The organism is Pseudomonas sp. PA-4-8C (assembly GCF_021606625.1).
GTDB lineage: Bacteria > Pseudomonadota > Gammaproteobacteria > Pseudomonadales > Pseudomonadaceae > Aquipseudomonas > Aquipseudomonas lactis.
Genome location: NZ_WKCD01000239.1, coordinates 1 through 8,725, shown reverse-complemented (window position 1 = coordinate 8,725; position 8,725 = coordinate 1). Strand labels below are relative to the sequence as shown.

Genomic DNA, 8,725 nt, shown 5'->3' with positions numbered 1-8,725 from the left:
ATCCGAGGTCGTGCGTGCTGCAAGTCGAGGCCAATGGCGAACGCCTGCTGCTCACCGGCGACATTGATCGCGCCGCCGAACAGGCGTTTCTGGCATCCCCGCTGGCGGTTCCGACCGACTGGCTACAAGCTCCGCACCACGGCAGCCGCAGTTCTTCGTCCTGGCCTTTCGTACAACGGTTGGCGCCCACCTCGGTGTTGATTTCCCGCGGGCGCAGCAATACGTTCGGCCATCCTCATCCGCAGGTCCTGGAACGCTACCAAGCGCTGGGCAGCCGGGTGTATGACAGCGCCGAACAGGGCGCCGTGCGCCTGCGCCTGGGGGCGTTTGTGCCTGCGACGGTTGCGCGCAGCCAACGTCGTTTCTGGCGCGAACCGTTACCGTAATCAGGCGTTACCAACGTCTCGAACCGCGACAGACGGACCTGTAGCCGGTGAACCCCTCTGTTGACCCTATATGGTAAAGTGGCGCACTTTTTCGAGGGGACATTCACTGTGTGGGAATTGGTCAAATCCGGCGGCTGGATGATGTTGCCGATCATTCTGAGCTCCATCGTCGCACTCGGCATCGTCGCCGAACGCCTGTGGACCCTGCGCGCCAGTCGCGTCACCCCCGAGCACTTGCTGGGGCAGGTCTGGGGCTGGATCAAGAACAAGCAGCTCGACAAGCAAAAGCTCAAGGAGCTGCGTGCCAATTCGCCACTGGGTGAAATCCTCGCCGCCGGCCTGGCCAATTCCAAGCATGGTCGCGAGATCATGAAAGAGTGCATTGAAGAAGCGGCCGCCCGGGTCATCCATGAGCTGGAGCGCTATATCAACGCCCTTGGCACTATCGCCGCCATGGCGCCGTTGCTGGGTTTGCTCGGCACGGTCCTGGGCATGATCGATATCTTCAGTGCGTTCACGGGCTCGGGTATGACCACCAACGCGTCGGTGCTGGCCGGGGGCATTTCCAAGGCCTTGATCACCACCGCCGCGGGTTTGATGGTGGGTATCCCTTCGGTGTTCTTCCACCGTTTCCTGCAGCGGCGCATTGATGAGCTGGTGGTCGGCATGGAACAGGAAGCCATCAAGCTGGTAGAGGTGGTGCAGGGCGACCGTGATGTAGACCTGGTCGAGGGCAAAGCGTGAAATTTCGCCGCAAGCAACGGGAAAATGTCGATATCAACCTCGCGTCGTTGATCGACGTGGTGTTTATCCTGCTGCTGTTTTTTGTCGTGACCACCACCTTCACCCGCGAAACCCAGCTGCGTGTCGACTTGCCTGAAGCGGTAAGCGGCTCGCCTGCCGAAGACCAGCAGGTCAAGCAACTGGACATCGCCATCAGCGCCGAAGGGGTGTTTTCGGTGAATAACCAGTTGCTGGAGAAAAACGACCTAGCCAGCCTGATGGAGGCCTTGCAAAAGGAGTCCGGCGGCGACACCCAATTGCCGCTGTCCATCAGCGCCGATGGCAAGACTCCGCATCAATCCGTGATCACCGCCATGGACGCTGCCGGCAAGCTCGGTTTCAGCCATTTGCGCATGACCACCGTCGAGGCGGCGAGCCCGCCCTGATGGCCATGTCCGAGCGCTTACTCAAGGCCTGGTACGAGGGCCACCCGGCACTGGTATTGTTGCGGCCGCTGGAATCGCTGTATCGCCGCGTGGTGCAACGTAAGCGTGCGCGCTTTGTGGCAGGCGAGGGCGAGATTTATCAAGCGCCGGTGCCAGTGGTCGTGGTGGGTAATATCACGGTAGGAGGTACCGGCAAGACGCCGTTGATCCTGTGGTTGATCGAGCACTGCCGTCGCAGCGGTTTGCGCGTGGGCGTGGTCAGTCGAGGCTACGGTGCCAAGCCGCCGCAGTTGCCGTGGCGGGTCGAGGCCGGCCACAGTGCCGAGGTGGCCGGTGATGAACCCTTGCTGATCGTGCAGCGCAGTGGCGTCCCTTTGATGATCGACCCCGATCGCAGTCGCGCGGTAAAGGCCCTGCTGTCCAGTGAGCCCCTGGACCTGATCCTCTCCGATGACGGCCTGCAGCATTACCGCCTGGCCCGCGATCTTGAACTGGTGCTGATCGATGCCGCCCGCGGCCTCGGCAACCGCCGCTGCCTGCCGGCCGGGCCGTTGCGCGAGCCGGTGGAGCGCCTGCACAGTGTGGATGCGGTGCTCTATAACGGTGCCGTCTCGGACCGTGAAGAAGGTTTTGCCTTTCGCCTGCAGCCCACAGCGCTGGTCAACCTGCACAGCGGCGAGCGCCAGCCGGTCACCTATTTCCCGCAGGGCCAGCAGGTGCATGCGGTGGCCGGTATCGGTAACCCGCAACGTTTCTTCAATACCCTTGAAACGCTACACTGGCAGCCGCTGCCCCATGCTTTTGCCGACCACGCGCCCTACAGCGCCGAGGTCTTGAGTTTTACCCCGTCATTGCCGCTGGTCATGACCGAAAAGGACGCGGTGAAGTGCCGCGCCTTTGCCCAGCCCGACTGGTGGTACCTTGCGGTGGATGCGGTACCGTCGCCGGCGTTCGTCGCCTGGTTCGACACGCAGCTGATGCGTCTGCTGCCCAACCGTCTCTTGCCTTAAAACGCTTCTTTCCAGGAAACACTCATGGACACCAAACTGCTCGATATCCTCGCTTGCCCGATCTGCAAAGGCCCGCTCAAGCTCAGCGCCGACAAAACCGAGCTGATCAGCAAAGGTGCCGGCCTGGCTTACCCTATCCGTGATGGCATCCCGGTCATGCTCGAAAGCGAAGCCCGTACCCTGACCACCGATGAGCGCCTGGATAAATGACCACCGCCTTTACCGTTGTCATCCCCTCGCGCTATGCCTCGACGCGCCTGCCGGGCAAACCGCTGCAAATGATCGGCGATAAGCCGATGGTTCAGCTGGTGTGGGAGCAAGCCTGCAAAAGCAGCGCCGAGCGCGTGGTAGTGGCCACCGATGACCCGCGTATTATCGAGGCGTGCAAAGGCTTTGGTGCCGAAGCGGTACTGACCCGCGAAGACCATAACTCCGGCACTGATCGCCTGGCCGAAGTCGCCACTCAGCTGGGTCTGGCACCCGACGCGATCGTAGTGAACGTGCAGGGTGACGAGCCATTGATACCGCCGGGTGTCATCGATCAGGTCGCTGCCAACCTCGCGGCCCATGGCGAGGCGCGTATGGCGACCCTGGCCGAACCGATCGAAGACATCGAGACGCTGTTCAACCCGAACGTGGTGAAAGTGGTCAGCGACATCAACGGCCTGGCACTGACGTTCAGTCGCTCCACCTTGCCGTGGGCGCGGGATGCCTTTGCCAAGAATCGCGACGTGTTGCCGGAGGGCGTGCCATATCGCCGCCATATCGGCATCTATGCTTACCGCGCCGGTTTCCTGCACGACTTCGTCAGTTGGGGCCCTTGCTGGCTCGAGAATACCGAGTCCCTGGAACAACTGCGTGCCCTCTGGCACGGCGTGCGTATCCACGTGGGCGATGCCTTGGAAGCACCGCCAGCCGGTGTCGACACTCAAGAAGACCTCGAGCGCGTCCGTCGCCTGCTGGGCGCCTGATGGAAGTTCTGTTTGTATGTCTGGGCAATATCTGCCGCTCGCCAACCGCTGAAGGCATCTTGCGCCATAAATTGCGCGAGGCCGGCTTGGCGGGGCAGGTTGAGGTGGCGTCTGCTGGTACCGGCGAATGGCATGTCGGTAACCCGCCGGACCAGCGCAGCCAACGTGCGGCGCTGGCGCGAGGTTATGATTTGTCGAGCCAGCGTGCCCAGCAAGTTTCCCGCGCTGACTTTGCCCGCTACGACCTGATCCTGGCCATGGACCACAGTAACCTGCGCAACCTCAAAGCCATGCAGCCAGTGCAGGGCAAGGCCGAGCTGGATTTGTTCCTGCGTCGCTTTGATGGCGAAGTGGACGAGGTGCCAGACCCTTACTATGAAGGTGAGCAAGGTTTCGAACGGGTCCTGGACCTGATCGAACGCGCCTGTGATTTATTGGTGATCGAATTGAAGGGGCGGTTATGACCTTGCAAGTGCTTGCGCAGGTATCGCTCAAGCCATTCAACAGCTTTGGCATCGATGTGAACGCGCAATTGTTCGCCGAGGCCCACAGTGATGCTGACGTGCGCGAGGCCATCGCCTATGCCTCGGCAAACGCGGTGCCGTTGCTGGTGATCGGTGGCGGCAGCAATTTACTGTTGACCCAGGATATTCCGGCGCTGGTGTTGCGTATGGCGACCCAAGGCATTCGTGTGCTGAGCGACGATGGCACGCACGTGGTGGTCGAAGCCGAAGCGGGCGATGCCTGGCATCCGTTTGTGCTGTGGACCCTTGAACACGGCTTCTGCGGCCTGGAAAACCTCAGTCTGATCCCCGGCACTGTCGGTGCGGCGCCGATGCAGAATATCGGTGCCTATGGCGTAGAGATCAAGGATGTGTTTGCCGGTCTCACCGCCCTGGATCGCCAGACGGGCGAACTGCGGGACTTCAGCCTCGACGAATGCAACTTTGCTTACCGTGACAGCCTGTTCAAGCACGAAGTCGGGCGTTGGCTGATCGTGCGGGTACGCTTTGCCCTCAGCCGCGCCACTCACCTGAAACTCGACTACGGCCCGGTGCAACAGCGCCTGGTCGCGCAGGGCATCACCCACGCCACGCCAAGCGATGTGAGCCGCGCGATCTGCAGCATTCGCCGCGAGAAACTGCCAGACCCGGCGGAGCTGGGCAATGCGGGCAGCTTCTTCAAGAACCCACTGGTGTCCCAGGCCCTGGCGGCTGAACTGCAAAGCCAGTATCCGGACCTGGTGGCCTACCCTCAGGCCGACGGCCAAATGAAACTCGCCGCCGGTTGGCTGATCGACAAGGCCGGTTGGAAGGGCTTCCGGGAGGGCGATGTGGGCGTGCACAAGCTGCAAGCGCTGGTGCTGGTCAATTACGGCACTGCCACCGGGCAGGAGATTGCCCAACTGGCGCTACGCATCCAGCAAGATATCTTCAAGCGCTTCAAGGTCGAGTTGGAGATGGAACCTAATCAGTACTGAGCTTTATCGGGCCTGAAAATGAAAATGCCCCGTATCTTGCGATACGGGGCATTTTTTATAGCGCTTGCTGATCAGTCATCGCGGCTCATGATGCCGAAGATCTGCAACAGGCTGATGAACAGGTTGTAGATCGACACATACAGGCTGATGGTCGCCATGATGTAGTTACGCTCACCGCCGTGGATGATGGCGCTGGTCTGGAACAGGATGCACACCGAGGAAAACAGCACAAAACCCGCGCTGATCGCCAGTTGCAGGCCGCTGATCTGGAAGAACATGCTGGCCACCACGGCCGCCAGCAACACGAAGAAACCTGCGGTGATGAAGCCACCCAGGAAGCTCATGTCCTTACGGCTGATCAGCACGTAGGCCGACAGACCACCAAACACCAGGGCCGTCATGGCAAATGCCGAGCTGACCACTTCAGCACCGCCGGCCATGCCCAGGTAGCGGTTGAGGATCGGGCCGAGGATAAAGCCCATGAAACCGGTCAAGGCAAACGCCGACACCAGGCCCCAGGCCGAGTCACGCAGCTTGTTGGTCAGGAAGAACAGACCGTAGAAGCCGATCAACACGACAAAGATATTCGGGTAACCGACGCGCATCTGCTGGGCCACGTAAGCCATCACGCCGCTGAATGCGAGGGTAAGGGCGAGCAAGCCGTAGGTGTTGCGCAACACGCGGCTGACTTCAAGCTGCTCAGCCTGCGCGTTGCCATTCACTGCGTAATTCTGTTCGCGCATGGCGACACTCCTTCAGTTTTGAAACGTTCAGTCGCAAAGATCATAACAGACGCCTTGTAACAAGCGATGCAGAGAGTTTGACAGTGTGTTTCATTCGGGTATTATGGCGCCCGCTGACACGGGATGGGCTACTATAATCCTGTGATGGACAAGGGAAATTGGCAGAGTGGTTGAATGCACCGGTCTTGAAAACCGGCGGACGTTAATAGCGTCTCCAGGGTTCGAATCCCTGGTTTCCCGCCAAGATTTACACGAAAGCCTCGCGATTGCGGGGCTTTTGCGTTTCTGGGGTTTGTCTTAGAAAAATCTCTACAGACTGATCGTTTCCGCATCATTTCCGGCAGTTTCCGCAACCTAGCGCTGATCGCGGTCAGCGTGTCGGCTTCACAATCTCCCCAACACGACGGTAAACCGTCTCGGTTATCCGCTTGTCCGTATGCCCCAACAGGCGACTGGCATCGCCCAGGTCCAGAATCTCACTGGCAGCTTTCGGGCGGATGTCGCGGAACTGAAACTGTCGAATACTGGATGCAAGAACACCGTCGCCTACCTCTCTGGCGATGGAGATTGCTTTGTCGCGAGCATCGTCAAAGCGTAGCCGGAGCATGTGCTTAGTCACCTGCCTGCCGTCTTCGGTGATTATCAGGTAAGGGTTTCGCACTCCCCGTAAGCGTCTTTGCTCTATCAGCCTTGCAACCAAGGCGCCTAGGTCATTCAGTGCGCCGGCAGCGGTCAGGCGAATGCGTAGCTTCTTCGATGTCTTGCCCTGGGATACCTGCAGAAATTCGTTTACGGCGTCCGCCTCACGCATGGACAGCGTATCCGCCGGGCGCTGGGCAGTCAGGTAGGCCAGGTCCATCGCGTCACGCAGTTCCGAGGCTGCTACCGCATACACTGCGCCCCAAATTTCCTCGGTGGCATAGAAGTCACGCGGCACCTCTTTGTTCTTGCGCACGCCGGCAGCGGGGTTGTTTTCGGTCAGCCCCCACTCCCGCGCAATGTTGTAGATGTGGGACAGTAGGGATATCTCCCTATTGGCCCGGACCTTGGCGGTTCGGCTGTCCCGGTACTGCGCGATGATCTGCGGCGAAACTGCATCAATGGGGGCATCATTGAAAGCCTTGCGCAGCTGTTTGAGGCTCAGCAAGTTGTCGCTCTGGGTCTTGGGCTTCTTGCCTGGGATGATCTCTCGTTCATACCGGTCAAACACCTGGGCCAGGAGGGCGTTCTTCTTCGGCACGGGCTTGCAATCAAGCTTTGCCCATTCAGCCTTGGCGATATCCAAATCACCCCCGAGCGGGATTTCCACCCGCTTCCCGTCTTCATTCCTCCCGTCGTAGTAATAGCCAACCCACTCTTTGCCACCCTTCAGCGTGCGTACGCGCCGAATCATTCGCGGCGGCAGGTCCCTGTTTGCCGCCTTTTTCGCTCGCATCTTTTTATCCTACTCTGGACAAGTCCAACGACCAGGCTTCGGCCGCAACGTTTTCTGCTGAGGGTTTTACGCCTGCCAGCTTCATCCGAGCGTATACCCGGCCCACAACTGGCCGGCGCGCCCGGGTCAGCACGTACTTCCATCCATTCAGGTTGAGCCACGCGATCTGGCGCGAGGGGATCATATAGCCAGTAATTGCCGCGATTTCTTCCTCGGCAAGGGTTTCGCTTTGCATTTCCATGGTGTGCACCTCTATGCCTCTGGTTTGTCGAGTGAGCCCGCAGGCCGCGCTGTCTTGATGATGTGGATTGCCAGGCCGAAGCTGATCAACAGCCAGGCGCAGGTGCCGGCGAAGGCGTAGAGCAGTGCCTCGGTGGTGCCTATGCCGACAAGGCCGGGCCCGGCCCAGAAGGACCAGCCGAGGGCTCCTACCAGGTACAACAGGACGCCCAGTACAGTCAGGGTGAGTTTCATAGCGAACAAGGGGTGTGTCCTAGCCGCGCGGGGCGGCACATAGGGGATTGGAGTGATAGCTTTCTGCCTATCTTTCAAACAGGACCGAAGCGGTGTACAAAAGGGTTCAACTTGGTTCGTGATGAGGCATGGACGTGTCACACAACTTCGATGCTCCGATAGCGCACGCTTACCGGGGTCACGTTATGTTTCTCAAGTTCGACTGGCGTCGCCCGAACGACCAGAGCCCTGTTGCTGCAAAGATCATTGAGCCAGCACCCATCAATGGCTTGGGTGAGGTTGCAGCAGAGTTGGAAGGCCCCTGGCCTGACTATCCGGCAGCGCTTGATGACGCGATGGCGGCAGCTGAACGATGGATCGATAGCCAGTTGCCGTGAATCCGCCCACCGGCAGGCATGTAGGGGGATTGGGGTTAGGCTGCTGGGTGTTGCGCGGTGTCGCGGAAAACATCCATCTGCGCAGCGCCGTCGAGCCAGGCTGCTGCGATCCGGCGTTCAGCCATTGCGGCATATTCCGGGTTCAATTCGCACAGGATCGATTTGCGACCTTCCTGCATTGCGACCACCGCCGTAGTGCCGGCGCCGCCGAACGGGTCGAGTACTACGCCGCCGCGCGGGGATCCTGCCAGAATGCAGGGGCGGATCAGGTCCGGCGGGAAGGTGGCGAAGTGGGCGCCCTTGAAACTGTGGGTTGGCACTGTCCAAACGGTCCGCTTGTTTCGCTCGCTTGGCATTACCGCAAGGGCTGAGTCCATCGACTCGTTGTCTTTGATCCTGCCCCGGCATCGCTCCTTGTTATCCGTGCCATGCCCCCAGCCAACTCCATTCGGCTTTCTGGCGACCGCCTTCATGTTGCCGTTGGTCTTAGCTCCGCCGTTGGCCCGGTCGCTCCCGATCTGCGCAAGTACGTCTTGGGAGAGTCGGTTATGGGTGTTCGGAGAGCACGGCTCAAGGATTGCCGATTGGTCGTAGAAGTACTTCGGCGACTTGCTCAGCAGAAAAATGTATTCGTGGGCCTTAGTGCATCGGTCGCGGACGCTCTCAGGCATCGGGTTCGG

14 protein-coding genes and 1 tRNA gene are annotated in these 8,725 nt (G+C 60.1%); 10 read left to right on the top strand and 5 right to left on the bottom strand.

Annotation, left to right across the window (positions count from 1 at the left end):
• The 8 genes from GIW04_RS24210 to murB all read left to right on the top strand — a co-directional run.
• On the top strand, nucleotides 1-386 hold a 386-nt coding region (locus tag GIW04_RS24210), incomplete at its 5' end, for a ComEC/Rec2 family competence protein (protein ID WP_413469371.1).
• A gap of 108 nt (nucleotides 387-494) precedes the next feature.
• Complete coding sequence (locus tag GIW04_RS24205; RefSeq protein WP_003192043.1) at nucleotides 495-1,130, top strand: MotA/TolQ/ExbB proton channel family protein; 636 nt, start codon at nucleotides 495-497, stop codon at nucleotides 1,128-1,130.
• Nucleotides 1,127-1,555 (top strand): ExbD/TolR family protein, encoded by a 429-nt coding sequence (locus tag GIW04_RS24200; RefSeq protein ID WP_003192041.1) that lies wholly within the window; start codon nucleotides 1,127-1,129, stop codon nucleotides 1,553-1,555. Before GIW04_RS24205 ends, GIW04_RS24200 begins: the two co-directional genes overlap by 4 nt.
• Nucleotides 1,555-2,565, top strand: coding sequence for a tetraacyldisaccharide 4'-kinase (lpxK, locus tag GIW04_RS24195; RefSeq protein WP_120249005.1), 1,011 nt, complete (start codon nucleotides 1,555-1,557; stop codon nucleotides 2,563-2,565). Before GIW04_RS24200 ends, lpxK begins: the two co-directional genes overlap by 1 nt.
• A 24-nt stretch (nucleotides 2,566-2,589) precedes the next feature.
• A complete protein-coding gene (locus tag GIW04_RS24190) occupies nucleotides 2,590-2,775 on the top strand; it encodes a Trm112 family protein (RefSeq protein ID WP_003174668.1) in 186 nt (61 codons plus the stop codon).
• Complete coding sequence (kdsB, locus tag GIW04_RS24185) at nucleotides 2,772-3,536, top strand: 3-deoxy-manno-octulosonate cytidylyltransferase (protein ID WP_003192037.1); 765 nt, start codon at nucleotides 2,772-2,774, stop codon at nucleotides 3,534-3,536. The genes GIW04_RS24190 and kdsB overlap by 4 nt, the downstream gene beginning before the upstream one ends.
• Nucleotides 3,536-4,000, top strand: a complete 465-nt coding sequence (locus GIW04_RS24180) for a low molecular weight protein-tyrosine-phosphatase (RefSeq protein ID WP_120249006.1) — start codon at nucleotides 3,536-3,538, stop codon at nucleotides 3,998-4,000. The genes kdsB and GIW04_RS24180 overlap by 1 nt, the downstream gene beginning before the upstream one ends.
• Nucleotides 3,997-5,016, top strand: coding sequence for a UDP-N-acetylmuramate dehydrogenase (murB, locus tag GIW04_RS24175; RefSeq protein WP_236479263.1), 1,020 nt, complete (start codon nucleotides 3,997-3,999; stop codon nucleotides 5,014-5,016). The genes GIW04_RS24180 and murB overlap by 4 nt, the downstream gene beginning before the upstream one ends.
• A gap of 71 nt (nucleotides 5,017-5,087) precedes the next feature.
• On the opposite strand, the gene GIW04_RS24170 is transcribed toward murB, so the two are convergent.
• Nucleotides 5,088-5,759 carry a Bax inhibitor-1/YccA family protein gene (locus GIW04_RS24170; RefSeq protein ID WP_003192030.1) on the bottom strand — a complete coding sequence of 224 codons (672 nt, stop codon included), beginning with the start codon at nucleotides 5,757-5,759 and terminating at the stop codon, nucleotides 5,088-5,090.
• Nucleotides 5,760-5,911: 152 nt separating this feature from the next.
• On the opposite strand from GIW04_RS24170, the gene GIW04_RS24165 reads away from it, so the two are divergent.
• Nucleotides 5,912-6,002: transfer RNA gene (locus GIW04_RS24165), tRNA-Ser, on the top strand.
• Nucleotides 6,003-6,129: 127 nt separating this feature from the next.
• On the opposite strand, the gene GIW04_RS24160 is transcribed toward GIW04_RS24165, so the two are convergent.
• From GIW04_RS24160 to GIW04_RS24150, 3 genes are read right to left on the bottom strand one after another with little or no spacing between them, the layout of a single operon-like run.
• A complete protein-coding gene (locus GIW04_RS24160) occupies nucleotides 6,130-7,194 on the bottom strand; it encodes a tyrosine-type recombinase/integrase (RefSeq protein ID WP_120249007.1) in 1,065 nt (354 codons plus the stop codon).
• Nucleotides 7,195-7,198: 4 nt separating this feature from the next.
• The gene (locus GIW04_RS24155) at nucleotides 7,199-7,435 is read right to left on the bottom strand and encodes a DUF4224 domain-containing protein (protein ID WP_032872120.1); all 237 of its coding nucleotides are present in this window, start codon (nucleotides 7,433-7,435) and stop codon (nucleotides 7,199-7,201) included.
• 11 nt (nucleotides 7,436-7,446) lie between these two features.
• Complete coding sequence (locus GIW04_RS24150; protein ID WP_120249008.1) at nucleotides 7,447-7,677, bottom strand: hypothetical protein; 231 nt, start codon at nucleotides 7,675-7,677, stop codon at nucleotides 7,447-7,449.
• Between the two features lie 176 nt (nucleotides 7,678-7,853).
• Between GIW04_RS24150 and GIW04_RS24145 the strand changes: the two genes are divergently transcribed.
• A complete protein-coding gene (locus GIW04_RS24145) occupies nucleotides 7,854-8,045 on the top strand; it encodes a hypothetical protein (protein WP_231125715.1) in 192 nt (63 codons plus the stop codon).
• Between the two features lie 35 nt (nucleotides 8,046-8,080).
• On the opposite strand, the gene GIW04_RS24140 is transcribed toward GIW04_RS24145, so the two are convergent.
• Nucleotides 8,081-8,725, bottom strand: a 645-nt coding sequence (locus GIW04_RS24140; protein ID WP_236479262.1) for a DNA-methyltransferase, incomplete at its 5' end; no start/stop codon positions are given.

What these genes read in the sequence shown, in the direction of transcription:
- lpxK (WP_120249005.1), top strand. Translation starts at nt 1,555, where the DNA reads ATGGCCATGTCCGAGCGCTTACTCAAGGCCTGGTACGAGGGCCACCCG.
- GIW04_RS24155 (WP_032872120.1), bottom strand. Translation starts at nt 7,435, where the DNA reads ATGGAAATGCAAAGCGAAACCCTTGCCGAGGAAGAAATCGCGGCAATT.
- GIW04_RS24180 (WP_120249006.1), top strand. Translation starts at nt 3,536, where the DNA reads ATGGAAGTTCTGTTTGTATGTCTGGGCAATATCTGCCGCTCGCCAACC.
- GIW04_RS24160 (WP_120249007.1), bottom strand. Translation starts at nt 7,194, where the DNA reads ATGCGAGCGAAAAAGGCGGCAAACAGGGACCTGCCGCCGCGAATGATT.
- GIW04_RS24170 (WP_003192030.1), bottom strand. Translation starts at nt 5,759, where the DNA reads ATGCGCGAACAGAATTACGCAGTGAATGGCAACGCGCAGGCTGAGCAG.
- murB (WP_236479263.1), top strand. Translation starts at nt 3,997, where the DNA reads ATGACCTTGCAAGTGCTTGCGCAGGTATCGCTCAAGCCATTCAACAGC.
- GIW04_RS24190 (WP_003174668.1), top strand. Translation starts at nt 2,590, where the DNA reads ATGGACACCAAACTGCTCGATATCCTCGCTTGCCCGATCTGCAAAGGC.
- GIW04_RS24145 (WP_231125715.1), top strand. Translation starts at nt 7,854, where the DNA reads ATGTTTCTCAAGTTCGACTGGCGTCGCCCGAACGACCAGAGCCCTGTT.
- kdsB (WP_003192037.1), top strand. Translation starts at nt 2,772, where the DNA reads ATGACCACCGCCTTTACCGTTGTCATCCCCTCGCGCTATGCCTCGACG.